The organism is Paenibacillus sp. J5C2022, from assembly GCF_025567625.1.
Taxonomy (GTDB): Bacteria; Bacillota; Bacilli; order Paenibacillales; family Paenibacillaceae; genus Pristimantibacillus.
Genome location: NZ_JAOQJC010000042.1, coordinates 1 through 26766 on the forward strand (window position 1 = coordinate 1; position 26766 = coordinate 26766).

The window sequence follows — 26766 nt, forward strand, 5'->3', positions numbered from 1 at the left end:
ATTTATCGTACAAATCACCGCCGAAAGGTGCTCAGTAGCTACTATTGTACGATTATTCGTACAAAATCCTGTAGCGGGGTACTTTGACGAATACTTTGTACGATTTATCGTATAAAATGAGGTGCCCGAGCTTAAGAGGGGGCATCGTGGCGATGATCGGTGCTCCGTATTTCGTCTGCCTGCTGCTGAGAAGGCAATGGAGCAGGTCTGACTCGGAGGCAAAATGGAAGCGGTATAGAACTAAAAAGGGTGGTGTCCCTATGCAACTGCTAGGGCACCACCCTTCTTATTCGTATGAGACAGTCGGTCGCCGTTGCACCATGTGCTTGTTGACGGCTGCTGGTTATGCTGCGGACTGCTTATGCTGCGGGCCATCTTGCTCCGTCTCATCGTTCGCGAGCCATGAGCGAAGCTCGCTCAGCAGCGAGTTCAGCTCCTGGCGCAGCTCATGAAGCTCGCTGCGGCAACGGGCTTGCAGCCGGTCCATATCCGAATCGGACACTTGCTGCTGACGAATTTGGTAAATCAATTTGTTCGTTATCGTTTCGTTATCGCATAGGCGCGGGGTATACATAATGGCGGAATTAGATGACATGGAACAGGCTCCTTTTTCGTTGTTGAAGCCAATATAGCAAGCGATTGTTAACTAAGTGCTCGTCATTTGTGAAAACAATGTAAGAAATTGTTTTTAATCGTTTCTTACCTTGCTCATGAAATCGTTGCTTTGATACACTTGGTCTATCTTGTGCCAGCCTTGTGGCGGCTTTCGGAGGTGCGAACGGTGATGTCGTGTTGGGGAATCCATTTTCTGCGGTTAAGGTAATGCCAGAGGGCAGGTTTATTTGGTGTGCACTCGTTCAAGCTTATACAGCAACGCAGAAAATGGTCTTTTTGGCGTGTCTGAACGCCAACAACAAAGGAGAGATTGCCGTGCAGCAAAATTGGAAGAAGAAATTCGCATTTATTTTTACTGGACAATTATTTTCCATACTGACAACCTCGATGGTCCAGTTCTCAATCATATGGCATCTGACCGAAACGACGCAGTCGGCTGTTGTATTGACGATCGCCGCTCTCGTCGGATTCCTGCCGCAAGCCATATTGGGCCCGTTCATCGGCGTATGGCTGGATCGCTGGAACCGAAAGCTGACGATGATTGTTGCCGACGGCGCTATTGCGTTGTTCAGCTTAGCGCTCGGTCTCTATTACTACTTCGGTGACCCCGGTCTTGGCTTCGTCTACTTGATTCTGATGGCGCGCTCCGTCGCTTCGTCGTTCCATGCGCCGGCCTTCCAGTCCGCGATCCCGCTTATCGCCCCCCAAGACCAGCTGACCCGCGTCGCGGGCTGGCATCAGTTGGTGTTCTCCAGTTCCAACATTATCGGCCCCGCGCTTGGCATCGCCGTTTATTCCGCCACATCCCTAGGCACGGTGCTGTTCCTCGATGTCGCAGGCGCGCTGATTGCCAATATGATGCTGATGCTGGTTCGCATCGATCAGCCTAAGCAGGATATGGGGGAGAAGCCCGCATTTTTGAGGGAGTTCAAGCTGGGCTGGCAGGCTTTCATTCAAGTAAAGCCAGTCGTCATCGTTACGGGTGCGACGGCTGTATTCTCAATTGTATTCATGCCGCTCGGAACATTATTTCCGTTCATGACCTTGTCCCACTTCGAGCGGGGCGGCTACAGCGCCAGTCTGGTGGAGGCGGTGTTCGCAATCGGCATGATCGTGGGAGGATTGCTGCTGTCCGTCGCAGCATCGAAGTGGAAGGATATTGCCTATATTTGCATGAGTATATTGATATTGGGCGCCGCCAGTCTGTTCAGCGGTCTGCTTGCCAAGGAAGCATTCATCTTATTCGTCGCGCTGTCGTTATTGATGGGAGCTGCGGCTCCGTTCTTCAACGGGCCATACATGGCGATGATTCAGAAGGCTTACGATCCTGCCATACTTGGCAGGGTGATCTCACTCGTCACCAGCATCATGCTGCTTGCGTCCCCGATCGGATTGCTGATCGCAGGCCCCATCGTGGACCGATACGGTATCCAGTCCTGGTTCGTCGGCTCGGGCCTTGTAACGATGGCGACAGGATTGATTCTAATCGCGATGTTCAAGCGGTTGAATGCAGCGGCGCCTTCGACACAGGAGGGCAGCGCGAATGGCTGAATCGTTCATGTCCGTCAAGCAAAGTTAGAAGCCGTATAGGAATCAAGAAGCCTCCGAATTCGCTTGATGCGAACCGGAGGCTTTCCTGTTCAAGGCTATATGCATGGACGATTGGCGATTAGAAGTCCGCGCTGCCCATCTTGCCTGCTTGGAAGTCTGCGTAAGCCTGGACAACTTCATCCTTGGTATTCATGACGAACGGGCCGTATTGAAATACAGGTTCGTTAATCGGTTCACCGCCGAGCACGAGTACGAGTGTTTCGTCTGCCATACCTTCGATACGAATAGCTCCGTCGGCATTGTTGAACAATACGAATGAGCCTTCATCGGCTTCGCGCTCACCGTTGATTATTGCACTTCCCCGCAGTACGATTGCAGCGGCGTTATACGTGGCGGGTAACTCGAATTCGGCGATGCCGCCTTTGTTGAAGGCGATATCGAACAGATGAATCGGCGTGAAGGTCTGAGCAGGACCTTGTACACCCTTGTAATCGCCTGCGATAATGCGAACCTCGCCTCCGTTATCGGGCAGCGCAACGCGACCCATCGAAGCTTTTGGCAGCTCCTGATATTTCGGTTCATGCATCTTGTGCTCACGCGGCAGGTTGACCCATAGTTGGATGAAGTGGAATGTTCCTCCGCGCTTCGAGAATTCACGTTCATGGTATTCCTTGTGCAACAGTCCTGAGCCGGCGGTCATCCATTGCACATCTCCGGGGCCGACGATGCCATGGTTGCCATGATTGTCGTGATGCTCGACGAAGCCTTCGTATGCGATGGATACCGTCTCGAAGCCTCTATGCGGATGCGCGCCAACTCCTCTTGTGTGGTGACTGGGCGGGAACTCATAAGGCGCATTGTAATCGAGAAGCAAGAAAGGGCTAAAACGCTGGCCGAAGTTGTTTCCCGAAGGGAAGTAATTGGATACCCGGAATCCGTCGCCAACCATATGGAATGGCGCTCCGCGGAAGATGCCATCAATTGTACGGAATGTCGTTGTTTTCATAGTCGAATTCGCTCCTTCACGCATTATTCTTGTAAAGTTAAATCTTAATATTAATTATCTTTAATTAAAGATAACATGGACGACAACTCATGTCAACCCGTAGCGGGAAAGGGGAGCACCTCTTTGCAAGACCTGCAAGACCTGCAAGACCTGCAAGACCTGCAAGACCTGCAAGACCTGCAAGACCTGCAAGATCTGCAAGACCTGCACAAGGAGGTGGAGCCGTGTAAATGACATAACCGCTTGGAGAAGTGGAAGAGGCAATTGCAGTTAAAGCTATATATTGGGTTTTCAGTAGTGGTATATTAAAGATAAGATAGCTATGTAAAACTAATGAACAAGCGTTGAAAGGGGGACAGGGATGAAGCAGGAATTGGTCAGATACATGCAACGGTATGCTTCCATGAGCGAAGAAGAAGCGCAGGTGATAGTCGCAGATATCCAGGTAGAGGAATTCAAGCAGGGGAGTGTGCTTCTTCAGCAAGGAGAGGTTCCTACTCATTGTTACTTCGTGCTGAAGGGCTGCGTTAGACAATATTCGATTGATGAAGGGGGAAGGGAAGTTACATCCAACTTCTATACCGAAGAGCAAGCGATTGCCATATTCAATCATCATAAGGACGACAAGGCCTCTCCGTATACGTTCATATGTGTCGAGGATAGCATCTTGGTCGTTGGTGAAATGGAAGAAGAGAAGGCCATGTATGACAAGCACAAGCCGCTTGAGGGGATAACCCGGACCATTATGGAGGAAAACATGGGGAAGTCGCAGGAGGAATGGGCAGCCTTCATTGCTTCCAGTCCCGAGGAACGCTTCCGGTACATGCTTCACAAGCGCCCCGGTCTCATCGACAGAGTGCCGCAGCATCAATTGGCAAGCTATCTGGGCATGACGCCGGAGTCGTTAAGTCGAATCAAGAAGCGGGTTCGCGACGAGCAAGGGGTGCAATGAGAAGTGGGCGGCATTAGTGAAGAAGCTGGAGGTTAGAAGAGAAGCGGTTTTCAAGGAAGAGCTGTACCCTGAACATCTGAAAATGCAATACATAGAAAAAGGATTGGAGATGAAGAAATGATGAGAAACGAAGAAGTTTCTAACTTCATTCACAACATGGGAGATGGCTGGAAAGTGGAGCTGGCCGGGAAGCTAAGGGAACTTGTTCACGAGACGATTCCATCCGTGGAGGAGCGGATTCAGTATAAGAAGCCTCACTTCTTGAAAAATGGCCATTACGCTGCGGTCATCTCGCCTTCCAAGGATGCGATAACCTTCATGATGATGAACACGTCCGGCATAGAATTCCCCAAGGGCTTCGACGGTCCGCCGGAACGCAAATCGATTAAGCTGAAACAGGGAGCGGAGCCGGACTACGCATTGCTGTCCACCTTGTTGGCCCAAGCTTCAGAGACGCTGTAGCTTCAAAGCCCTTATCTGGCAAAAGTCATGCGAAATGCTCATTGGGGCAAAGGGATGGTATTGTGAAGATGACTGGATAAGATATCCAGACATGGGCGTGACAGCGGAGTCGTGAAGAGGAAGGAGATAGGCATGACGTTTCCGATCTGGATTGATTTGGGCTTCATCAAGCTGCACCCTCATGCGGTATTCGAGGCGTTGGCTTATTTTATCGGCTTTCGCGTGTACCTATACACCCGCAGCAAGGACAAGCTTCCGATCGTACAGGGCATATGGGTAATAGTCGGAGCCATCCTTGGAGCCGCCATCGGGTCCAAAGTGCTGTATTGGCTGGAAGATCCCGTCCGAACCATTGACAACTGGCGAAGCTACACGTATCTCATGGAGGGCAAGACGATCGTGGGAGGGCTACTTGGCGGGCTGATCGGTGTCGAGTGGATGAAGAAGCGCGTCGGTATCGTCCGATCGACGGGCGATGATATGGCCATTCCCCTCCTGACAGGGATGGTCATCGGCAGAATCGGCTGCTTTATGACCGGCTTGAGCGATCATACGTATGGAACGCCGACAGCATGGATAACGGGCGTTGACTTCGGTGACGGGATTCCGAGACACCCTACGCAGCTTTATGAGATCGTGTTTTTGATCCTCCTCGGCTTGCTGCTCCATCGTTGGAAGAAGAGAGAGCGCTTTCCGGAGGGAGCCGTATTTCAGCTCTTTATGACCGGATATCTGCTCTTCCGATTGGCAGTCGACTTCATTAAGCCGACTCCCCATCCTTATATAGGATTGAACAACATACAGCTTGCTTGTATCCTGGGCCTGGTCTATTATGCCGTACTGCTGTCCAGGTGGGTGGGGAAGCCTCACTATTCGCATAAGGGGGAATTGTAATTGACGACAAAAAACAGACCCTACATTTTTTACGAGCTGACGAATAGCATCTGTTCGAAATGTCTGCGCAAGGTGGAAGCCAAGGTCATCATCGAAGACAATCAAGTGTTCTTGCTGAAATATTGCGGGCAGCACGGACGCGAGAAGGTGCTGATTGCTACCGATGCGGACTATTACAAGAAATGCCGCGAATTTCTGAAGCCGGCGGAGATGCCGCAGCAATGGAATACGCCAATCCGGTACGGCTGTCCTTATGATTGCGGGCTATGTCCCGATCATGAGCAGCACAGCTGCTTGACATTGCTGGAGGTGACGGAGCGCTGCAATCTCCAATGTCCCATCTGCTATGCGGAATCTTCTCCGCACAAGGGGGAATGGCGGTCGCTGGAGCAGATTGAGCGTATGCTGGACGCTATCGTCCGCAACGAAGGCGAGCCCGATATCGTGCAGATCAGCGGCGGCGAGCCGACCATCCATCCACAATTTTTCGACATACTGGACATGGCCAAGAGCAAGCCGATCAAGCATATTATGGTGAATACGAACGGGCTTCGGATCGCACAGGACCGCAGCTTCGTCCAGCGGCTGGCGGAGTATATGCCCGGATTCGAAATTTACTTGCAGTTCGACAGCTTCCGGGAAGAGGCATTGCTGGAGCTGCGCGGCGTCGATCTTCGCGAGGTTCGCCGCCGGGCGCTGGAGCATCTGAACGAATTCAACATCTCCACAACGCTGGTCGTGACGCTGAAGAAGGGACTGAACGACGACGAGATCGGGGAGATTATCCGATACGGGCTCCAGCAGCCCGCCGTTCGCGGCGTCACCTTCCAGCCGATCCAGGCGGCGGGCCGACTGGAGGAGTACGATCCGGCGAAGGATCGCCTGACGCTTACCGAGGTACGGCAAGGCATCATTGACCAGAGCGGCATCTTCCGGGCGGAGGACATCATTCCGGTGCCTTGCCATCCCGACTGTCTGGCCATGGGCTACGCCCTGAAGCTGGGCGGGGAGACGCTGCCGCTGACGGGTTTGATCGACCCCGACATATTGCTGGAAGGCGGCCGCAACACGATCGTATTCGAGCAGGATGAGACGTTGAAGTCCAGCATATTCGAGCTGTTCTCGACCGCGCATTCACCGGAGTCGTCGGCATTATCGCTGAAGAATCTGCTGTGCTGCCTGCCGATGGTTGCCGTACCGGAGAATATCGGCTACGACAACGTTTTTCGCGTCATCATTATGCAATTTCTCGACCCTTATCACTTCGACGTGCGCTCGGTCAAGAAGTCCTGCGTGCATATTGCCCATCCGGATGGACGGATCATTCCCTTCGACACCTATAATATATTTTACAGAGGTGATCAAGAGGAGAAGCTGAAGGCGTTAAGAGAGGAATACGATATGCGAGCGGGAGGGGATAGCCGTGACTGAATATCGTGACGGGGAAAGCGGGCAGCAGCCTGAAGAGACAGCGCTCGACGAGCGCAAGCCGCCGGGCCATATGAAGCAGGTATGGCTCGGCATTGGACTGATGGCGGTGCTGCATCTGTTGCTGTTCATCGTGCCTGTAGCCTTCTTCTTCATCGGCATTGCCCAGGTCGTATACTTGCTGCCGGCCATCTTCATCGTTCGCAAGAAGAGCGGCATCGTGCAAGGACTGCTGATCGGGGCTGGCGTTACGTTTCTGCTGAATGCGGCTTGCTTCGGCTTGCTGCTGGGCGGCGTAGTTCCACTATAGGCGCTGCTGGATCGTTATCCCAATGTGAGGGAGGAGAGTACGATGAAGACTATTCGCTGGGGAATCATTGGCTGCGGCAACGTGACCGAGCATAAGAGCGGACCGGCCTTCCAGAAGGCGTCGCATTCGTCGCTGACGGCAGTGATGAGGAGGAACGGCGAGCTGGCGAAGGATTATGCGGAGAGACACGGGGTGCCGAAATGGTATGACAGCGCGGAAGCGCTCATTCACGATGATGAAGTGGATGCCGTATACATAGCGACTCCTCCAAGCTCCCATAAGCCGTATGCGATTGCTGCGGCAAGGGCGGGGAAGCCGGTATACGTGGAGAAGCCTATGAGCGTGAATACATCGGATTGCGAGGAGATGCTTCATGCATGCAAGGCGTCGCAGGTTCCGCTCTATGTCGCGTATTATCGGCGGGCACTGCCCGATTTCATCAAGATCAAGAGTATGCTGGAGCAGAAGGTGATTGGCGAGGTCAGGTTTGTGAGGACGGTGCATTATATGGCGAATAACATCAACGACAGCAATATGTGGAGAGTTGCACCCGACATAGCGGGCGGCGGCTTGTTCGTCGATGTAGGCAGCCATACGCTGGATATTCTGGATTACCTGCTAGGCCCGATCAAGGAAGTGAAGGGCTTCGCCGCCAATATGGCGGGGGCCTATGAAGCGGAGGATACGGTAACGATGAGCTATCGCTTCGCTTCTGACGTTCAGGGCACGGGAACGTGGTGTTTCTGCGCTTGCGGCAGCGAGGAATACAATGAAATTGTTGGGACAGAAGGACGCATTCTCTTCTCCACATATGGCAATCGGCTGGTCAGAGTTGAGACCGGTAAGGGAGTTCAGGAGCTTGCGTTCACTTATCCGGAGCATATCCAGCAGCATCTGATTCAATCCATCGTCGACGAGCTTCGCGGCGTGGGAAGCTGTCCCAGTCATGGCGAGTCGGCGCTGCGAACCAATTGGGTTATGGAGCAGGTACTGCACACGTATGCACGTATGTTTTGAGCTAATCCTTGCTTCACCTTATGCTTGCTTCGAAGAAAAGCGACGTTCCCGCTGCGGGAACGTCGCTTCGTTGTTGGTGTGCGGCATGCAGCTCTAGAGCGCCTTGTCGTCTACTCCGTTCAGCCACTCTTCAATCTCTCCGATGACGGAATCGACGCAGCCGTCCTGGAATGGCGAGATCAGACCCGCCTCGCGGACAAGCGCCGTGAAGGAGAGGCTTCCGCCCAGACGGCACAGATTCATATAGGAGGCCCATGCCGCCTCTCGGTCCTCGCGCATTCGCTTCCAGAACTGGAAGGCGCATATTTGCGCCAAGGTGTAATCGATGTAATAGAACGGCGATCCGAAGACATGGCCTTGCTTGTGCCAGTAGCCGCCCTGCTCGTAATAGCTGTTCTCCTCATAGTTGCGATGCGGCAAGTATTTCTTCTCAATCTCGCGCCATGCCTGCTTCCGCTCCGTCGGCGTCGCATCCGGATTCTCATATACGTAGTGCTGGAATTCGTCCACCGTCACGCCATAAGGGATGAACGTCAAGGCGCCGGCCAGATGGTTGAAGCGGTATTTGTCGGTGTCTTCCTGGAAGAAGCGCTCCATCCACGGCCATGTCAGAAATTCCATGCTCATGGAATGGATTTCCGCAGCTTCGTATGTAGGCCAGTAGTATTCGGGCACCTCGAAGCCGCTGCTGGAATACACCTGGAACGCATGGCCGGCTTCATGCGTGAGCACATCGATATCGTCGGCCGTTCCGTTGAAGTTGGCGAAGATGAACGGCGCTTTGAATTTGCTTATGTAGGTGCAGTAGCCGCCGCTCATCTTTCCTTTCTTGCTGAGCAAGTCCATCAGCTTATGGGTCTGCATATATTGGAAGAAGGCATCCGTCTCCGGCGACAGCTCGGCATACATGGCGGCGCCATTCTCGATTATCCAGTCGGGATCGCCCTTCGGCACGGCGTTGCCGCTCAAGAACGACAGATTCTCATCGTAATACAGCAGCTGATCGACGCCGATGCGCTCCTGCTGGCGCTTCTTCAGCTTGGACACGATCGGCACGATCGAGGCGCGCACTTGCTCGCGGAAGCGTGCAACCATATCGGCATTGTAGTCCGTGCGGGACATGCGAATATAGCCGAGCTCTACGAAGCTGGAATAGCCAAGCTTGCTTGCGATATGGGTTCTCGTCTTCACCAGATCGTCGTAGATCCGGTCCAGCTGCTCTTCATGCTGCGTCATGAAGCCGCTGGCCGCTTCCGCTGCGCGCTTGCGCAGGTCGCGATCCGTCGATTGCTGGAACGGCCTAAGCTGCGATAGCGTCCTCTCCTCGCCCTCGAATATGATTTTCGCTGATGCGATCAGGGCGTCATACTCCGTAACCAGCTTATTCTCCTTCTGCAAATCTTCGATAATGGCGGGGATGAACGCCTTCAGCGACAGCTCGGCCAGCTGGAACAACTGCGTGCCCCACTTCTCCTCCAGCCCATCGCGGAATCGGGAATGGACCAGCGCGCGATAGTAGTCCGTAATATATTCTTCGACTACAGGCCTGTTCTCGTCGAAAAATTCCTGCTCTTGCTTGTAGAATTCATTCTGCGTATCGATCGAATGACGAATGTGTACAAGGTCGGCCATGGAGTCGAAATCGCTGCGAAGCTTGTTAATTTCCGCCATCACGTCATTCTGCTCTTCCAGACGGCTTGCGGCGTTGAATTCGGCCAGCAATTGCGTGAACTGCTGCTTCAACTGCTTGACATCCGGTCGTGCGTAAGGAAAGTCGTCTAATTGCATACATTGTCCACCTTTCGGATATGGAGTTTTATTGCAGTTGCAGTTCCAGCGGCAGAAAGGCGTATTTGCCATGTCTGGCAATATCGCCTCGGCGAACTGGAACAGGATGCCGGAATAAAGGGCCGTCAATGACGGTCGTATGGAACTCCCCGCCTTCGCCGCAGGGATCGATGCCCCGGGATATAAGCTCCTGGACGAAGTCGCGGTCGAGCTGTCGACCGAGATCCCGCTCGGACATGCCTAACGACAGGTTCACCGTCACAACGACAGCGATGAAGCCCAGATCGATAAATGCGGTTACTGCTTCTACATGATCCATTCGCCATAGCGGCATGCCTAGCACCAATCCTGCTCCGCCGGCTACTCGCTCGTGCCAGCAATCTTCCTCGGGCACGTCCAGATCGCCGGTGATGAGGACTTCCGCTCCTTGCTCTCTTGCTTGTATCAACAGCTCTGTAAATTTCCTCTCATAATCATCCCAGCTGGTCGCCGCCGTATAGACCGGCAGGCCAATCGCATCGGCTTGCGCTTGTATAATCGCAGGGGGCATGCCGTGGGAGCGGGAGCGCTGCCCCTCTTCCTCCAGCATAACGATAATGCCGATCGCCTTGCCCGTCTGCATGGCCCGATAGAGCGCCAGCGAGCTGTCCTTCCCTCCGCTGTAGGAAGCGATGAAGCGGCGTCCGGCGGCGCCGGTAAGCCAATCTTTCTCATCTGCCATGGTGAGCGCTCCTTCCAGTGATGTATAAGCGTATTTTACCACATATGGACAGGGTTCGTGGCGACCGTCATAGCAGAAGAAGCGGGTAATTTGTCCGGTCGGATAAGAAGAAAACACAACGGACCGTAAGTTACTACATTGTCCATATGGCCTATTCGCAATAGAGTGAAGTTATTCCGAAGGGCAAAGCGAGGTGGTGATTGAAGCGCGGCAGCTGAATGCTGGTAAGAAGAGCTAGATTATTAAAGGAGGCTTATCCATGTCTACCCGGAAATTCCCTCTAAGAGCAGTCAGCATTGTATTGGCGTGTGCACTAGTATTGTCGCTTGTCTATATTCCGCTCGCACCTGCGTCCAGAGCGTATGCAGAGGAAGCAGGCACCGTGGACCCCGCTATTCTGGATATCCAGGTGAACAAACCGGCCGGTGCAGCCGTACTGCATGATCCGGCTTCCATATCGATGCAACTGCCGTACGGCTCTTTGTATCAAATGTTGAACGTATCCGCTCATCCGGATGCGGAAGTCACGCTGTACAGAGAGGATGCGGCTACCGTTATTCCATTCACGACCGGAGGGTTAAATAACGGAGACGCCAGGCTGGATCAGTTCTCGGCGAACGGGTCGACGACTTACTTCCTGGATGTAGCTGCCCGATCGGACAGCAGCATCAGCCGAACCTATACGGTGACGGTGTCTGTGTATCAACAGCCGCCGGCCTGGATCGGCTCGATTGGCCCCAATGACAAGTTGTCCCCGCTCAATATTGCGGGGGGCGAGCATGCATGGGATGTGATGGGCTCTTCTCTGATAGGCAACGGCAGCACGACCGGTGCGATCGAAGGTCCGAACGCTCCTTCCTCCTACAGCGGCATGCACTGGTCCGAGTCGTATTATGACCGGTCCGGTGATTATCCGGCAGCGGCGGAAGTGGACGAGTCCTGGGTAGGGGATCACATGTATCTACAGACAATCGGGCGTCAAGATGTGAATGCGCTTACGAAGTACGGCATTGCCGATGTGCCCGGCGACGATATGCTGCAATCGGACATTCTGCGCTTCCACGTATTCAAGCCGTTCGAGACCGGCGAAGGCGTAAGCCGGGACGACGGCGACCGGGGAAGGGAGAACAGCGACCGTCAGCGTCTGGAGATCAAGAGCAGCACGAGCGGCAACAATGCGAACGCCAACAGTATGGGCGGCGACATTATGACGCATCGCTGGAAGCTTATGCTGCCTGCCGAGACGCTGCGCTTCCTGGAGGGCACATCGGACGATCAGGCGGGCGACTATATCATTCCCCGCAGATTCTGGCATATTTTTCAGCTGAAGGAGATTAAGGGCAATGCGGCAGGACAGCCGGTGACGACGCTGTCGCTCGTCTCCAGCGAGGGCAAGGGGCATCTGGAATTCCGCAACAATCCCGACGGCAGCTATGCCGACCGCATCAAGCCGCTGTTCACGATACCGTTCGAGCAGATTGAGAATCGCTGGCTTGACTTCGAGGTGACAATTCTGACGGCGGACAAGGGTTACGTGTATGGCAAGCTTGTGGATTTAGAGACTGGCAATGTGTTGTTCGAAGGAGGGATGACGGCGGAGACGTATCGGAGGCCCGAGGTAACCAATGGGGAAGGGAGATTGGAGCGGGGCGACTTGCCCGTCGAGCCGGGACAGCAGAATCGTTCGAAGTGGGGGTTGTACAGGGGCATGTATAACGGCGAAGGGGATGCCGCGTATGCCGATGAGTTGCAACCGGCGACGATGTATCTCTCCGATGTCCTGTTGATCAAGCGGGACAAGAACAGCTATGTGTTCCCTGACGGGTGGAATCCCGGGGAGCAGGAGAAGGATATTGCAGCCTGGGCAAGACCAGGACAGGTAACCGCGCCGCAAGGCACGCCGTTCGGCTCGTTGCAGTTGCCCGCGCAGCTCGATGTGACCTTAAGCACAGGACGTACGGAGCCTGTCGATGTGCTCTGGAGCTCTGAAGGCTATCAGGCCGGCACGATGGGCGCGTATACGATTGAAGGCGAGTTCGCGGGGGCCGGCATTGTCAATACGAAGAGCATTAAGCCGACCATTATCGTAGAAGTGACTGAAGCGGAGGAAGAACGAAGGAACTGGGCGGCATCGCCGGGGGCGGAGATTAAGGTTGTCTCCAGAGGGAGCAACCAGACTCACTTCATCGATGACAATCCCGATACGTACTGGATTGCCAATAGCTCATTGATTACGCCGGATGCCGGCGAAGGACGCCAATATTGGGCGGCCGTTAAGCTGGAGCGAAAGATTGATGTAGAGAATATTGAGCTGAAGTGGACGAACAACAGCAACTACTTGAACAATTATCAGACCTACTATGCCAATGAAGGCGCGGCTTATGACGAGCTGGTGGAAGGACATGACTTCCGGAAGAGTCAGACGGGAACGAAGGAGCCGCTGTTGACGGAGAACGGCGCTCTATGGCTGCCGATTGACGGCGCAGGGCAGTCCGATCCGTTATCGTCGAACGCCGAGGCATCTCACGTACTGGAGGAGCCGGTGGCGGCGCAATATGTGCTGATTGTGGCCGACGTCAATCAAGGACGTCCGAGCAATGAGGGGTACGGCGTTCGCAGCAACGAGTTCCGTATTATCGGCACGCCTTCGGGGCCGGATGAGCCCGGCGATCCGGATGGACCCGCCGATCCTGACTGGCCGGCATTCGCCGAGAAGCCGAATTCCGTCAACTTGCTCGCCCCATCCAGGTTCACGCCGCAGAGTGGCGTCAATGTGAAGGTGAGCTCCGAGAGTGCGGAGCATCCAGGCACGGATGCGCTGCTGGAGAACGGGGAAGGCTATTGGCGCAACTCCGGCCCCAACGTGTATATGGCCGATTTCTCCCCGTCATCGCTATCGTTGACGCTGGATCTTGGCGCGCCCAAGACGATAGACAGACTGTATCTGGAGCTTCCCAACACGATTGCCAACATTCAGAAGAATGCCAGACGATTCGAGGTATATTATACCAACGATCCGGAAGCGTGGGAGAGCGTGCCTGGACCGACCGATGAAGCTGCCGACTATGATTGGCGCTCGAACGGCTGGGAGATTGCAGGAGGAACGGAGACGGAAGGACTATGGTCCAACGTCATGTACAACGATCAGCAATGGGGCTATGACAAGAAAACATTCCAGTATCCATTCACTGCGCGTTATGTCATGTTGCATACGATCTTGGTCGGACCGGCCGATCGGAGAATAGACGATGCGGAATCAATGATGGGTATCTCCGGGCTGAAAATATACGGCAGGGACCCCGTTCAGAATGCGACAGCGCTCGCGCCGGAGGAAGCCGCATACAGCACATGGGATCAGGAAGCGCCCGTATCGACGGTAATGACGCTGTCGGAAGGCCAGACGCTGATCAGCATTGCAAGAGAAGGCGAGCAGCTTGAGACGGGGAGCGATTATTCGCTGTCGGGAAGTACTGTCACCTTCTCTCCTGCTTATCTGGCCAAGCTTCCGCTTGGGACGAATGCCTTCACCTTCCAGTTCAACGAAGGGGAAGCCTCCGTATTCTTGCTGGATGTAACGGCCCGCGGTTACGGCGACAATGAGAAGACGATCGTGATGAGCGCCATAGACGGCGTATCGCCGTTCGTCGTATTCGGCGGGGCGATGGAGACAGACGAGCCGGTGGAAGGATTGACGAAGCGGATCAGGGACGGCTTCCATGCCTACTATGGCGACCATCCGCGCGCCACGGCTGCTGATGATCATATTGTCAACGTATGGGATGAAGATCTGAAGAAGGATGTGTTCCAGTTCAGCGCCCAAGGTACGGGGCCGAACGATGAATATGTGGATCAACTGCGTGACGGAGAATACGCGCACAAAGGCGTGTTCGATCCTTCCGTCGGCCATGTCGTAGGCGGAGCGGATGTGCATGACAGACAGCGCATCGAGCTGCGTCCAAGCGAGGATTCGACGGGGGACTTTGTCGCCTACGATGGCGATATCGTCACTTACAAGTGGAAGTGGAACATTCCTGACGGCGAGCAGTGGAACCAGTCGAACTTCCGGCATCTGTTCCAATTGAAGGCGACGAATTCGCAAGGGGCGGATACGCTGCCGGGCGGCAACAGCGGCGGCGAGAATGGCCCATATATTTTGGCCATGTCGATCAGAGGCAAGGATACGCGCGAGCTGCAAGTGAATCATAATCGCCATGACGGCGACAAGACGATATTGCGGATTCCGATGGAGGAGATCGGCAGCCACTGGCTGGATGTGGAGCTGAATGCGCTGATCTCGGATACGGGCTGGCTCAATATTAAAATTACAGATACGGAGACGGGCAAGGTGTATACGTTCGACAGTCCCGATGTGTACAAGATGTTCCCGCAACAAGGCGAAGGAGACGGCGTTCAGGACTTGTGGAGAAGGCCGATCCGCAATGTGAACGGCAACTTCGAGACGGAATATCCTGCCGTGTTCGACCAGTACTTGCGTCCGAAGTGGGGAATATACCGCAGCGCCAAGCCGGGCAATTCCATCTACGATGTGGACTTGAAGCTGGCCGACATTACGATTGGCAAGACGGCAAGCGGCGTATCGCCCGTCAATCTTGCGCTGAACAAGAGAGCGTACAACGTCGGTTCGACGGAAGGAGCGAACGCTGTGCAGCTTGCAGCGGCAGCGAATCCATATGGCCTTGCGGACAGATTGACGAATGGTGTGCCGGAAGATCCGACGAAGTGGAATGTGGATCATGTGACCAGCCTGGAGGAGATCGGTGAATATAGCTGGCTTGGAACGGATGGTGCGAGGAAGGGCAGCTTCGTCATCGATCTTGGCGAGATGAAGAGCTTCAGTCAGCTTCGACTGTTCGCCAAGTCCACCCGCTTGAAAGGCGTGAACGTATACGTCAGCGGGGATGCGGAAGAGTACGGTGCTGCCGCTGAGTTCGACCATGTCGCATTCACTATGATTCCCGGCATTGATCCCGATTCAGGCTATACGTACACGACCGGCAATAGGGATGGCGGAGTGGATACAGAAGATTCCTCCTACCCGATTGACCTTGGACGTACGTATCAATCCCGTTACATTAAAGTGACGGTGGAGAACGCCTCCGGAGGCAATGAAGGCACGGACTTGACCGGTCCGCCGCTACTGACGCAGGTTCAAGTGTTCAATGCGCCAGCTCCGCCGCAGAATCTGGTCGTTATGACAGGCGAAGACTCACTGGCTCTGAAGTGGGATGCTAACGCAGCAAGCGAAGGCTACACTGTGTACAACGGCTCGGAGGTTGTCGCAGAGCTGCCGGGTGACGCGACCGGCTACACATTGCCGGAGGAGATCGGGGAATGGACGAGCGTGACTGTGCGAACGAAGGGAACGGACCCGTATTCTCGCAAGTTTATGATCTCGGCGCCCGCTGTACCGGTGGAGGGAGAGGATGAGCCAGGAACCAATCCCGGAACCGGAACCGGATCTGTGCTGCCGCCGATTGCTCCGGTTGTCCGCGACGGTGTCATTGAATTAGGAAGAGATGCTTCGATCACGAGAACCGGAGCGTCGGATGGAACGAATGTGGCGAAGGTGAAAGTATACGCGGATAGACTGGAGGATGCATTGACCCATCCAAGCGTATTGATTTCGGTAGAAGGCAGCGATTCCGCAGTAGAGGTGGAACTGCCAGCCGAACCGATTCGCGAGGCTATCGGGAACGGAACGGATACAACGATAATCGTTGAAGCAGGCGGTATTCGCTATAAATTGCCGATCGAGCTGTTCGCAAGCGTGGACAGCGACTCCGCAATTATTGTCCGTATAGCGAAGATGAGCGGTGAGGAAAGCGAAGCGGCGCTAGCCGCGCTGGAAAGCATAGGAGCGGGATCCCTGCTCTCGCACCTGATCTCCTTTGAAATTATGGTGGATGGTTCGGCGCTTGGCGATTTTGGCGGCTTATATGTAGAGCGGACGATTCGAATGGAGGGGCAGCAGGTTGATTCTGACATGTCGACTGCAGTGTGGATCGACGCGAATTACGACATTCACTTTGTCCCGGCTGTGTTCCAGCATGACGATGAGGGGACAACGGCCACGATCAAGTCGCCGCATAATAGCTTGTATACGATCATTCAATCGGATATTTCATTCGAGGATATGACGGGACACTGGGCTAGAGCGGATGTCGAGCTGCTGGCGAACAAGCGGATTGTGAAGGGAAGAACGAGCAGTCATTACGCTCCGGAAGATTCCGTCACTCGTGCTGAATTCGCGGCGATGCTTGCAAGGGCGCTTGGTCTGCCGGAAGCCGGAGAGGACCTGTTCAGCGACGTTGGCTCCGACGATTGGTTCTATGGCGCGGTAGGTGCAGCTTCCAGAGCCGGTCTAGTGAACGGATTCAGCGACGGAACGTTCGATCCGCATGCTGTCATTACCCGCGAGCAGATGGCCGTCATGGTTGCAAGAGCAATGGACATAGGCGGCGTGACGATGGAGGAGGACGGCGATTCGATTCACGCATTCGCCGATGCTTCGGAGATTGGCGATTGGTCGAAGGCGGCTGTCACGAAAGCGCTGTCTGCCGGTCTGCTGCAAGGGAAGACGAATGGCGCGTTCGCACCAGGCGAACAGGCGACACGCGTGCAAGCTGCAGTCGTGCTGAAGCGACTGCTGCAATTGCTGCAATTCATCGATTGATTGGAACTTAGGGGATGTCCCCAGTCAGAAATAATGACTGGGGACATCCCCTTCTTCGTCGTGTCGTTCAGGAAATGCAAAAGAGGGCCGACTTGTCGCCCGTGTAAGGAATGAGTTGATGTAGCCGTTGAAGTGGATATAGCTGAAGTAGCTGATGTAGCTGATATAGCGGTTGAAGTGGATGTAGCTGAAGTAGCTGATATAGCGGTTGAAGTGGATGTAGCTGAAGTAGCTGATATAGCGGTTGAAGTGGATGTAGCTGAAGTAGCTGATGTAGCGGTTACCACAGAGCTTATTTGGCTCAACATGGGCGAATTTGCAGGCTAACGGTCGCGATGGAGCTTATCGAACCCGGAAAGTGCGCTATTGGCTGTCACTGCGTGAAATAGACGACGTGGCGCTCGTTAAAGCAAAAAAAGTAGAATTGGAGACGCAATAAGCTCGATGGCAACCGTAAGGACGTCGAAAGGGACGCGAAAGGAGCGGCAGAACAGTCAATTCCCGCTCTTCGTTCCATCCCCCAGCGCCTTCGCCAAGCGAGCCACGCCCTCCTGAATAGCTTCCGGAGCCAATGCGCCATAGCCCATGACGATTCGGTTTATGTGGCGTCCCTTCACGATGGCGTAATCCTCTACTGCGTACACCAGCACTCCTTCTTCACCGATACGCCGCATCATAGAAGGCGTGAAGCGGACTCCCGGAATTTCGACTACCAAATGCATGCCGGCGGATTCGCCCAATATACGCGCTTGGGGCAAGCGCTGCCGCAGACTGGAGACAAGCGTTTCCCTGCGTTTGCGATAGATTTTCCTCATGCGTCTGATATGGCGGTCGAAGCAGCCGTCTTCCATGAAGCGGGCGAGGACCAACTGCTCCAGTGTGGATGTATGCCGGTCGGCGAACCACTTCAAGCGGCGATAAGCTTCCACGTATTGGACCGGCAAGACGGCGTAGCCGATACGCAGTGCAGGCGACAGTATTTTGCTGAATGTTCCTACATAAATGACGCGCTCGGGGTCGAGTCCCTGGAGCGAGTGGACCGGCGCGCCTTCGTACGTGAATTCGCTATCGTAATCGTCTTCTACGATGAAGCAGTTCATTCGGCGGGCGTATTCGATTAATTGAATGCGCCGCTGGATGGGCAATGTCCCGCCAAGCGGAAACTGGTGGGAGGGGATAACGAAGATGAAGTCGGGCCGTTCGTTCACGGGCAGCTCCTCCGGCCGCATGCCTTTATCGTCTACCGGAACAGGGGTTAAGGCTGCTCCCGCATAAGTGAAGATCGTCCGCATCTCGTCCGTCACGGGATCTTCGACGGCAATGCGGGCCGCCTTGTCCTTGGACAGCAGGTCGGTAATGAGATGGAGCGCCTGCGTCGCCCCGGAAGTGATGACGATCTGGTCGGGATGGCAGCGAACGCCGCGTGCAAGCTGCAAGTAGCGGGCCAGCATTCCGCGCAGCTCAGGCGTTCCTTCCGGGCTGGCATAGCCGAATGCCCGCTCGGGCGTATGCATACACACTTCCTTCGCCAGCCTGCCCCAGATCGCACGGGGGAAGTAGTCCGCCGCGGGATGGGCCGCGCGGAAGTCAATCTTGCCCTCCGCGAGCTTCTTGCCGCCGTCAGCGGGAGGCAGCGTGTACTGGCTCCACTCTTCGACGGCAGCTGAAGGGAAGTGCGAGCCGACTGCGACGTAAGTGCCGGACTGCGGGCGCACCTCCAGATAACCTTCGCTAACCAGCCGGTCGTATACTTCCATCACAATATTGCGCGATACGCCAATGGAGGAGGCCAATTCACGACTGGAGAGCAGACGCTCCCCTTCGCGCAGCTCCTTCTGCAGTATCCGCTTGCGCAATTGGTCATAGACCTGCACAGTGAGCGAGATCGTGCTTGCGCGATCCACCGGAAACCATAGCATGGGAATACCCCACCCTCCTCTCAACATCAACATGATAACTGGTACCATCAATTCTTCATCTGTCTGGCACTTATGTATACCAGTATATCATGTTATGCTGTCATCAACGAAAGGGGCGTGCACATCATGAAGACGATCGGATTAATTGGAGGGCTTAGCTGGGAATCAACGGCCGATTATTACAAATACATTAATCAAGGCATGATGAATAAGTTGGGAGGATTGAACTCGGCGAAGTGTCTGCTGTATTCATGCAACTTCGAGGAGGTTGTTCGTCTGCAGAAGGCGGGCGCCTGGAAGGAAGCGGCAGCTATATTGGCGGATGCTGCCAGGAAGCTGGAAGCGGGAGGCTGCGACATGTTATTAATCTGCACGAATACGATGCATGTCGTGGCGCAGGAAGTGCAAGAAGCGGTGTCCATTCCGCTATTGCATATTGTGGATACGACTGTAGCGCGGATCAAGAGCAAGGGACTGCGGGCAATCGGCGTGCTGGGCACGCGTTATACGATGGAGCAGAGCTTCTACTGCGACCGTCTGCGGGAACAAGGTCTTGAGGTGATTATTCCCGAAGAAGCGGATCGTATTCGCATCCATGATATTATTTTCGAAGAGCTGTGCAAAGGGGAGCTGAAGGCGGAATCCAGAGCGGAATACACAGCGATTATCGATCGATTGCGAGCGCAAGGCGCGGAAGGGATCATTCTGGGATGCACGGAAATTCCGCTGCTCATTAAGCAGAAGGATGTGGACGTTCCGATCTTTGATACGACACTTATCCATGCGGAAGCCGCCGTGGAATTCGCTCTTTCGAGTGAAATGCCGATGCTGCAGGAAGCGCAATAATTGCAGGAGCAAGAGGAATCGTACTTGTACCGGGATTGTTGGATTGTCTCGGGCAAGCTACGGTTCTTTTTTTACACCAACGAATCCGGAAGATTGCTCATGATACGCCAGCCGTGCTGCATATGCTCATTAATAAGCTGACAATCGGCAGGAAGTCATGAATGAGGTGCAAGGCGCGAAGGGGGACGTCTCGTATGAGCAAGCGGATCGTAATATTGGGCGGGGGATACGGGGGACTGATCTGCGCGCGTACTGTGCGTACACATCTGTCTTCTCAACAAGCTGCCATTACTATCGTCAACCGTCATCCCGAGCATCAAATTGTAACCGAGCTGCATCGTCTGGCTGCAGGGAATGTATCTCAACATGCCGTCTCCCTGCCACTCGACAGACTGTTGAAACGGAAAAATATTGATGTCAAGATCGGAGATGTAAGCAGCATCGATATACAAGGCGGAAAGGTGAGGATGGATAGCGGCGACAGCTGCGAATATGATGTGCTGGTGCTGGCGCTCGGCAGCGAGACGAATTACTTCGGCATTCCAGGCTTGAAGGAGAACAGCTTCAGTCTGAAGTCCGTCGCCGACGCGAATCGCATTCATGCCCATCTGGAGCAACAGATTCTGCAATTCAAGATGATGGGAGACAGCTCTGACGCTACATTCGTGGTAGGAGGGGGAGGGCTGTCGGGGGTGGAGCTGATCGGAGAATTCGCAGACGAGCTGCCCGGCATATGCCGGCGGCACGGGGTGAGCTTCGAAGTTGTAGGCCTCTATCTGATTGAAGCGATGCCCACGATCCTGCCCATGTTCCCGCCGCATCTGGTGCAGAGAGCGATCTCCAGCCTAGAAGCAAGAGGAGTGAAGTTCCTGCTTGGTTGTCCCGTTACCGGCATGCGCGACAAGGCGGTCACCTTGAAGGACGGCAGCGCGATCAAGACCGGCACCTTCGTCTGGACGGGCGGCGTGAAGGGCAATCCGCTGGTGGCGGGCTGCGGAATCGAAGTGGAGCGCGGAAGAGCGAAGGTGAATCCCTATCTGCAATCGGTATCGCATCCTTCTGTCTTCCTGGCCGGCGATTGTGCGGTTGTCAAGGATTACAACGGCCGGCCTTATCCCCCTTCCGCACAGCTGGCCCTGCAGATGGGAAGGCGGGTGGGCGAGAATGTAGCTGCCGCTGTGCAAGGGAAGCGAATGAAGACGTTCCACCCGCAATTGGGGGGGACATTAGCCAGCCTTGGTCGCAAGGACGGCATCGGCACCATTGGCAAGCGGGGCATTACGTTAAAGGGAACAACTGCTTCCGTGATGAAGAAGGCCAGCAATGTCCGCTATTTGTCCAGCATTAACGGCTTGTTCTCGCTGCTGCCATAATGAGGATATAAGGGAGAAAAATAAAGAAAACGAAAAAGACCGCCCCCAAGTCAGGAAACGGTCGCTCTTACAGATGTGCAGCTTTAAGCCAATCGCAATTCTTCGCTGGAGGCAACGCCTTGCTGCAGCGCCTCCTGTCGCAGTGCCAGGTATAGCTCCGCCTTGGTGGCATTGATATAAGGCCATACGAACAAGACGCCGACGAACAACGCCAGTATGCCGAGCAGAATCCAGCCCAGGAAGCTGAGATCCAGTACGAAGATACGGAATTTGTGCCCTCTTGTCATCCGGTTGCTCAGGTCGACAGCCCGCCTATAGCCGATATTAGGGTTATCTGCCAGGATGAACGGCACTTGGCTATAAGCGTAGGTTTTCACAATGCCTGGAATAATGAGAAGGAGAAACCACAAAATGGTTAGCAGCGTTCTCCAAAGCATCGTCTTCAGTATGTCCCAGTACCTGCCCTTGCCGAAGGCGAATCCAAGGTGGTTCAAGTTCACTTCTTGCTCTGCGGAGCGCTTGAAATAAAGCGTGGCGCCAATCTCCAGCGGAAAGCCGAGGAAGATCCGGAAGGCTAACGTGACGACAATCGCACCCAGCATAACGACAATAATAATGCCGATGAGGAATGCGGCTATCCCGCCTCCAATGTTGCTTCCAATGTCGCTCAAGGATGTCCCTGGATTGAAATCGTCCAAGTCAAAGTCAAAGTTGAAAGATGGCAGTGAAACGCCGCCGCTGCCACCTCCAACGATAACCAAAATGATGCTGGCAAGGAATGCCTTCCAGTACGATGTCCTCAGTACATCCTTGGCCCTTTCTTTCAGTTGCTTGCGATTCCACATAGCAATGCTCCTTCACAGCCTATTTTCTCCTATATTACAACAGCTTCCTGATAAAATATACCAGTACAGGAGCATTGGGGATAAGGACAGTCGAATCGAAATGGCCATAATTTGTGAAGAATGCTAGGCCTTCGCCTTAACCGGTATGTAGATGTCCATCTCCAGCAGCTCGTTGCGTTCGCTGCAGCTGCGTTCGTCATAATATTCAAATTCGGGAGCTGCCGTATGTTCATAATTCGAGTTCGGCAGCCAATCGCGGAAGATCGCGGCCCATGTGTCCTGAATGGATTGGACATATTGCTCCGGGGCTGCCTTGGGCGTTGTGAACACTGCATACATACGCTCCGGGTACCGCCGGCGTATCGCTCCTTCTGGCACGATTGCGTCTTCCTTCGCTTCCACGCCGATAATATAGCTGAACTCGTTGGATTGGCAATCAAAGTCATCGCAGATGCCGTATTCCGCGTTCGAGGCGGCTTGATCGTGCAGCCGCTTGCCCATCCCCTCCTGCGCATAACGTTGCCAGAACGCCGGAATATCCCGGTTATTCTCTCCGTCCACTGTTCGAGTGCGAATGGCATACCCGATTACATCAAATCCCGGCTTCGTTATAATGCGTGCTTCCATGACCACATCTCCCTTTTCCCAATTGGGTATTTCTTCTTGTATTATACCATAATAGGAACTTGTGTTCTATCAATTTTATTGGAATCTGCTCGGACGCATCGACAGCCAGGCTTGCCGAACTGATGGACGCTGCCCGGCAATACGAATCCGGTGCGATTGCGATTATCCAATCGTTCATGTGCGAGACAATGGACATCCGCAGCGGAGACATCGCTTTGAGGTGATTGCGATTCGAAGTGAGGCAATGGAAGATTGCCGGAAAGGAATAGCTGAAGAGAGCATCTTTCCATAATTCATATTGCTTTTGTAGTCGATTAGGCTATATGCTGGATATATCTATTTTATCATTAAGCGATAGGAATCGATTACACATGACAATAGGTTTTTTTGACTCCGGCATTGGCGGGTTGACGGTGCTGGAGGAATCGTTAAGGAAGCTGCCGAACGAGGATTATCTGTATATGGCGGACACGCTTCATGTGCCTTATGGCACGAAGACGAAGGAAGAGGTCAGATCGCACATTCTGGAGTCCGTAGCGAGAATGGTGGATATCGGCATAGATGCGCTGGTCATTGCTTGCAATACAGCGACCAGTATAGCGGTGAACGAGCTGCGGGAGCTGTACGACTTCCCGATTATCGGGATGGAACCGGCTGTCAAGCCGGCGGTGGAGATGAACCGCGCTACCGGCAAGCGGGTGCTCGTATGCGCGACGCCGCTAACGCTGCAGCAGCCGAAATATTATGCGCTCGTATCGCGGGTGGACGAGACGGGCATCGTCGATTCCTTGCCGCTGCCGGAGCTTGTGCTTCACTGCGAGAGCCTCCAGTTCGACAAGGGCGTAATGGAGGATTACTTCCTCTCCAAGCTGGCGTCGTACGACTTGAGCCAATATGGAATTATCGTGCTGGGATGTACGCATTATCCATTCTACAAGCATATCCTACGTGGACTGCTGCCGCCGCATATCGGAATTGTCGACGGCAATGCGGGGACGGTGAAGCGGCTTACGGCCATGCTGAATCGTTACGGCATCGGCATAGGCAAGGGGAGCGGGAGCATTCGGTTAATGTGTACCGACGACAGTCCGGCATATATCGATAAGATGGCGAAGGCGCTGGCCTTCCTGCAAGGCAATCATGGCGAGCATTCCTCGCTCGAACCGATGTTTCATTCCTGAACAAATAGCAGCAGCCCCGTCATAAGGATGCTTATGGCGGGGCTGTTTATTTCCAAATATTTCTGTAAACCCAACATTTTTTTGCTATATAAAACTATGGCGGTTATTTGTCGATGAATGGTATAGGGAGCTGATAGAACGGCCTCAAATGGATATGGGGGGACAACATGAAGAAACTTCGTCAATTATCGCTTTTGGTCAAGATTGTATCGTTGCTGGCATTGGTGCTTGTATTGGCATTCGGAGGGCTGATTGCATTCAACCTGAGTCAATTGAAGGATATCAGTCTGGAGAAGGGGGAACTGGAGGCCAAGTATGCGGGCAACGCCTTCTCCGTCGAGTTCGAGACGCAGGTCGCAACCGTGCATGCAACGCTGAAGTCGTTAGAGGTTACGTTGCTGGAAGCGCGGGATAATGACAGCCTGTCAAGGAAAGAAATTGTAGCCTTGATGCAGCGAATGCTGGAGGAGCGGCCGCGTATATTGGGATTCTATACGCTATGGGAGCCCGATGCGTTCGATGGGAACGATGCAGCCAATATAGGGCGGACAAGCTATGATGACCATACCGGCCGATTCCTGCCATACGTCGTTCGCAGCGGCAGCGATATTCTTGTCGAGGCGAACAAGGATTATGATAAGCCGGGCAAGGGCGATTACTATCTCATTCCGAAGCAGACGAAGCAGATGATCTACATGGACCCATATGCTTGGGAGATAGACGGACAGAGCGTATTGCTGATGTCGGTTGTCATGCCGATATTGGACGAGCAGGGGGCCTTTCTGGGGGTAGTCGGAGCTGACATTGCGATGAACGATATGCAGGCTATTGCCGAGCAATTCAAACCGCTTGGCGGTTATGTCTCCCTTGTTACCGGAAGCGGCGCATATGTGGCCAATCCCAACGACCCGGATTCCATCGGACATCACTTCGGAGATAACAAGCAGAAGGAACAGCTGTGGCAAGATGTCATACAGGGAAAAACGATGCGGGGGTATACGCCCAACTCCAAAGGGGTGAACGTGCTGCGTTCATTCGAAGCGATCAAGCTGCCGGGCAGCGATGCGGAATGGTACGCCGTGACGGCGGTAGAGAAGGAAGTCATCTTCGAGGCTTACAATGAGAATCGCATCGTCTCTGCAGCAATGGGGTTAGCTGCGATGCTGTTCATCGGCATCGTAGTGACATTCATCGTTCGATTCATGGTATTGAGACATATTACCACGCTGATCGGGAAGCTTAAGCTGATGGCCCAGGGCGATCTGACACAGAAGTTGGAAGTGCGGAGCGGCGATGAGTTCGGGCAGATGGCGCAATACTTCAATATTATGACAGAGAAGCTGCGCGACATGTTCCGGATGGCTGCCGATCTGGCGATGTCCGTCGGGGCGGCTGCACAGCAACTGACGGCTAGCGCGGAGCAGACGAGCCGGGCTTCGGAGAGCATCGCGCAGTCGACGCAGGAGATAGCATCGGGCGCGGAGACGCAGCACAAGCACGCTCACGATACATCGATGGCTATGTCGGAGATGTCGCTCGGCGTACAGCGGATTGCGGACTCGTCCACGCAGATGTCGGAATCGGCGGGCGGCGCAGCGGATCGCACGGCGGTAGGCAGAAGGCTGATTGAAGGGGCCGTGCACCAGATGGGACTTGTGCAATCTGCGGTTGTAGAGACGGAAGGCGCATTCGGGCGACTGTCGGAACGCTCCGATCAGATTGGCGGCATCATCGATCTTATTGCGGGCATAAGCACTCAGACGAATTTGCTTGCCCTGAACGCTGCCATCGAAGCGGCTCGCGTCGGCGAGCAGGGAAGGGGCTTCGCCGTCGTGGCGGGAGAGGTGCGCAAGCTTGCTGTGCAGACGCAGCAAGCTGCCGAGCAAGTCGGTCAGCTCATTGAAGCCGTCCGGCACGATACGACTGAGGCGGCTTCCGCCATGGCGAGAGGCGCCGGCGAAGTGGAGGAAGGCGTGAAGCTGGTAGACCAGAGCGGCGACATGTTCCTGTCTATCTTGTCTGAGATGGAGACGGTCAACGGCCAGGTGCAGGAGGTGTCGGCTTCCGTGCAGCAGATGACGGCTAGCGCGGAGCAGATTACGGCGACGGTAGAGCAGCTGTCCGGCATTGCGCAGGAGGCGGCGGGCAGCGCCCACGGCGTAGCAGCCGCTTCGGAGGAGCAGTTGGCCTCCATGGAGGAGATCTCTTCATCGGCGGAGGCTTTAAGCAGGATGGTGCAAGAGCTGCTGGACAAGATGTCGCAGTTTAAACTGTAAGGTCGATTGCAATGGTGAGCTGCTCCTTATGGTGTTTCTCTTGGCTTGCCGCGCATTGAGGCCGGTAACTGGATTTAATGTATTTAGTACAATTGAACCTTCGTTTTCACATTCTCTACATGGAATAAGTACAGTTGGAGCAGAGCATTCGGGGCATTATCTCGTCTTTCGCTCGAATTAGCATCACGAAATCCATTTGGAAACGAAAATGAGGGGAATATTGAGAATCTAACTGCATGAAATCCAGTTGAATATGATGTA

At 54.2% G+C, this 26766-nt stretch carries 20 protein-coding genes; 13 read left to right on the forward strand and 7 right to left on the reverse strand.

Features of this window, described 5'->3' with window-relative positions:
- Positions 1 to 343: 343 nt before the first annotated feature.
- The gene (locus M6D81_RS25400) at positions 344 to 595 is read right to left on the reverse strand and encodes a hypothetical protein (RefSeq protein WP_262679975.1); all 252 of its coding nucleotides are present in this window, start codon (positions 593 to 595) and stop codon (positions 344 to 346) included.
- A gap of 335 nt (positions 596 to 930) precedes the next feature.
- Between M6D81_RS25400 and M6D81_RS25405 the strand changes: the two genes are divergently transcribed.
- Positions 931 to 2166, forward strand: a complete 1236-nt coding sequence (locus M6D81_RS25405; RefSeq protein WP_262679976.1) for an MFS transporter — start codon at positions 931 to 933, stop codon at positions 2164 to 2166.
- A gap of 118 nt (positions 2167 to 2284) precedes the next feature.
- Here the strand turns inward: M6D81_RS25405 and M6D81_RS25410 are convergent, their stop codons facing one another.
- Complete coding sequence (locus tag M6D81_RS25410; protein ID WP_262679977.1) at positions 2285 to 3172, reverse strand: pirin family protein; 888 nt, start codon at positions 3170 to 3172, stop codon at positions 2285 to 2287.
- A gap of 361 nt (positions 3173 to 3533) precedes the next feature.
- Between M6D81_RS25410 and M6D81_RS25415 the strand changes: the two genes are divergently transcribed.
- The 6 genes from M6D81_RS25415 (at position 3534) to M6D81_RS25440 (ending at position 8235) form a co-directional block, all read left to right on the forward strand.
- Complete coding sequence (locus M6D81_RS25415; protein ID WP_262679978.1) at positions 3534 to 4124, forward strand: Crp/Fnr family transcriptional regulator; 591 nt, start codon at positions 3534 to 3536, stop codon at positions 4122 to 4124.
- 117 nt (positions 4125 to 4241) lie between these two features.
- The gene (locus M6D81_RS25420) at positions 4242 to 4586 is read left to right on the forward strand and encodes a DUF1801 domain-containing protein (RefSeq protein ID WP_262679979.1); all 345 of its coding nucleotides are present in this window, start codon (positions 4242 to 4244) and stop codon (positions 4584 to 4586) included.
- A 132-nt stretch (positions 4587 to 4718) separates the two neighbouring features.
- Positions 4719 to 5480, forward strand: a complete 762-nt coding sequence (locus M6D81_RS25425; protein WP_262679980.1) for a prolipoprotein diacylglyceryl transferase — start codon at positions 4719 to 4721, stop codon at positions 5478 to 5480.
- Entirely contained in the window at positions 5481 to 6911 is a 1431-nt protein-coding gene (locus tag M6D81_RS25430) for a radical SAM protein (RefSeq protein ID WP_262679981.1), read from the forward strand. It begins immediately after the preceding gene.
- Positions 6904 to 7218, forward strand: a complete 315-nt coding sequence (locus tag M6D81_RS25435) for a hypothetical protein (protein ID WP_262679982.1) — start codon at positions 6904 to 6906, stop codon at positions 7216 to 7218. The genes M6D81_RS25430 and M6D81_RS25435 overlap by 8 nt, the downstream gene beginning before the upstream one ends.
- 42 nt (positions 7219 to 7260) lie before the next feature.
- On the forward strand, positions 7261 to 8235 hold the full coding sequence (locus tag M6D81_RS25440; RefSeq protein ID WP_262679983.1) for a Gfo/Idh/MocA family protein: 975 nt from the start codon (positions 7261 to 7263) through the stop codon (positions 8233 to 8235).
- A gap of 93 nt (positions 8236 to 8328) precedes the next feature.
- Here the strand turns inward: M6D81_RS25440 and M6D81_RS25445 are convergent, their stop codons facing one another.
- Together M6D81_RS25445 and M6D81_RS25450 are read right to left on the reverse strand one after the other, a co-directional pair.
- Positions 8329 to 10023 (reverse strand): M3 family oligoendopeptidase, encoded by a 1695-nt coding sequence (locus M6D81_RS25445; RefSeq protein WP_262679984.1) that lies wholly within the window; start codon positions 10021 to 10023, stop codon positions 8329 to 8331.
- A gap of 28 nt (positions 10024 to 10051) precedes the next feature.
- The gene (locus M6D81_RS25450) at positions 10052 to 10744 is read right to left on the reverse strand and encodes a Dph6-related ATP pyrophosphatase (protein ID WP_262679985.1); all 693 of its coding nucleotides are present in this window, start codon (positions 10742 to 10744) and stop codon (positions 10052 to 10054) included.
- A gap of 259 nt (positions 10745 to 11003) precedes the next feature.
- On the opposite strand from M6D81_RS25450, the gene M6D81_RS25455 reads away from it, so the two are divergent.
- Both M6D81_RS25455 and M6D81_RS25460 read left to right on the forward strand, forming a co-directional pair.
- On the forward strand, positions 11004 to 17438 hold the full coding sequence (locus M6D81_RS25455; protein WP_262679986.1) for an S-layer homology domain-containing protein: 6435 nt from the start codon (positions 11004 to 11006) through the stop codon (positions 17436 to 17438).
- Between the two features lie 132 nt (positions 17439 to 17570).
- Entirely contained in the window at positions 17571 to 17765 is a 195-nt protein-coding gene (locus tag M6D81_RS25460) for a hypothetical protein (RefSeq protein WP_262679987.1), read from the forward strand.
- Positions 17766 to 17932: 167 nt separating this feature from the next.
- Here the strand turns inward: M6D81_RS25460 and pdxR are convergent, their stop codons facing one another.
- Positions 17933 to 19357: a MocR-like pyridoxine biosynthesis transcription factor PdxR gene (pdxR, locus tag M6D81_RS25465; RefSeq protein ID WP_262679988.1), complete on the reverse strand. Its 1425-nt coding sequence runs from the start codon at positions 19355 to 19357 to the stop codon at positions 17933 to 17935.
- Between the two features lie 126 nt (positions 19358 to 19483).
- Between pdxR and M6D81_RS25470 the strand changes: the two genes are divergently transcribed.
- Both M6D81_RS25470 and M6D81_RS25475 read left to right on the forward strand, forming a co-directional pair.
- Positions 19484 to 20203, forward strand: coding sequence for an aspartate/glutamate racemase family protein (locus M6D81_RS25470; protein WP_262679989.1), 720 nt, complete (start codon positions 19484 to 19486; stop codon positions 20201 to 20203).
- 194 nt (positions 20204 to 20397) lie between these two features.
- Positions 20398 to 21576, forward strand: coding sequence for an NAD(P)/FAD-dependent oxidoreductase (locus tag M6D81_RS25475; RefSeq protein WP_262679990.1), 1179 nt, complete (start codon positions 20398 to 20400; stop codon positions 21574 to 21576).
- Between the two features lie 83 nt (positions 21577 to 21659).
- Here the strand turns inward: M6D81_RS25475 and M6D81_RS25480 are convergent, their stop codons facing one another.
- Both M6D81_RS25480 and M6D81_RS25485 read right to left on the reverse strand, forming a co-directional pair.
- On the reverse strand, positions 21660 to 22421 hold the full coding sequence (locus M6D81_RS25480; protein WP_262679991.1) for a DUF975 family protein: 762 nt from the start codon (positions 22419 to 22421) through the stop codon (positions 21660 to 21662).
- Between the two features lie 123 nt (positions 22422 to 22544).
- Positions 22545 to 23048 (reverse strand): GyrI-like domain-containing protein, encoded by a 504-nt coding sequence (locus M6D81_RS25485; RefSeq protein WP_262679992.1) that lies wholly within the window; start codon positions 23046 to 23048, stop codon positions 22545 to 22547.
- Positions 23049 to 23419: 371 nt separating this feature from the next.
- On the opposite strand from M6D81_RS25485, the gene murI reads away from it, so the two are divergent.
- Complete coding sequence (gene murI / locus M6D81_RS25490; protein ID WP_262679993.1) at positions 23420 to 24229, forward strand: glutamate racemase; 810 nt, start codon at positions 23420 to 23422, stop codon at positions 24227 to 24229.
- A 167-nt stretch (positions 24230 to 24396) separates the two neighbouring features.
- The gene (locus M6D81_RS25495) at positions 24397 to 26505 is read left to right on the forward strand and encodes a methyl-accepting chemotaxis protein (protein WP_262679994.1); all 2109 of its coding nucleotides are present in this window, start codon (positions 24397 to 24399) and stop codon (positions 26503 to 26505) included.
- The last annotated feature ends 261 nt before the right edge of the window (positions 26506 to 26766 follow it).

What these genes read in the sequence shown, in the direction of transcription:
- M6D81_RS25420 (WP_262679979.1), top strand. Translation starts at nt 4,242, where the DNA reads ATGATGAGAAACGAAGAAGTTTCTAACTTCATTCACAACATGGGAGAT.
- M6D81_RS25450 (WP_262679985.1), bottom strand. Translation starts at nt 10,744, where the DNA reads ATGGCAGATGAGAAAGATTGGCTTACCGGCGCCGCCGGACGCCGCTTC.
- M6D81_RS25425 (WP_262679980.1), top strand. Translation starts at nt 4,719, where the DNA reads ATGACGTTTCCGATCTGGATTGATTTGGGCTTCATCAAGCTGCACCCT.
- M6D81_RS25480 (WP_262679991.1), bottom strand. Translation starts at nt 22,421, where the DNA reads ATGTGGAATCGCAAGCAACTGAAAGAAAGGGCCAAGGATGTACTGAGG.
- M6D81_RS25440 (WP_262679983.1), top strand. Translation starts at nt 7,261, where the DNA reads ATGAAGACTATTCGCTGGGGAATCATTGGCTGCGGCAACGTGACCGAG.
- M6D81_RS25485 (WP_262679992.1), bottom strand. Translation starts at nt 23,048, where the DNA reads ATGGAAGCACGCATTATAACGAAGCCGGGATTTGATGTAATCGGGTAT.
- M6D81_RS25470 (WP_262679989.1), top strand. Translation starts at nt 19,484, where the DNA reads ATGAAGACGATCGGATTAATTGGAGGGCTTAGCTGGGAATCAACGGCC.
- M6D81_RS25445 (WP_262679984.1), bottom strand. Translation starts at nt 10,023, where the DNA reads ATGCAATTAGACGACTTTCCTTACGCACGACCGGATGTCAAGCAGTTG.
- M6D81_RS25415 (WP_262679978.1), top strand. Translation starts at nt 3,534, where the DNA reads ATGAAGCAGGAATTGGTCAGATACATGCAACGGTATGCTTCCATGAGC.
- M6D81_RS25400 (WP_262679975.1), bottom strand. Translation starts at nt 595, where the DNA reads ATGTCATCTAATTCCGCCATTATGTATACCCCGCGCCTATGCGATAAC.
- M6D81_RS25455 (WP_262679986.1), top strand. Translation starts at nt 11,004, where the DNA reads ATGTCTACCCGGAAATTCCCTCTAAGAGCAGTCAGCATTGTATTGGCG.
- pdxR (WP_262679988.1), bottom strand. Translation starts at nt 19,357, where the DNA reads ATGCTATGGTTTCCGGTGGATCGCGCAAGCACGATCTCGCTCACTGTG.
- M6D81_RS25495 (WP_262679994.1), top strand. Translation starts at nt 24,397, where the DNA reads ATGAAGAAACTTCGTCAATTATCGCTTTTGGTCAAGATTGTATCGTTG.
- M6D81_RS25410 (WP_262679977.1), bottom strand. Translation starts at nt 3,172, where the DNA reads ATGAAAACAACGACATTCCGTACAATTGATGGCATCTTCCGCGGAGCG.
- M6D81_RS25475 (WP_262679990.1), top strand. Translation starts at nt 20,398, where the DNA reads ATGAGCAAGCGGATCGTAATATTGGGCGGGGGATACGGGGGACTGATC.
- murI (WP_262679993.1), top strand. Translation starts at nt 23,420, where the DNA reads ATGACAATAGGTTTTTTTGACTCCGGCATTGGCGGGTTGACGGTGCTG.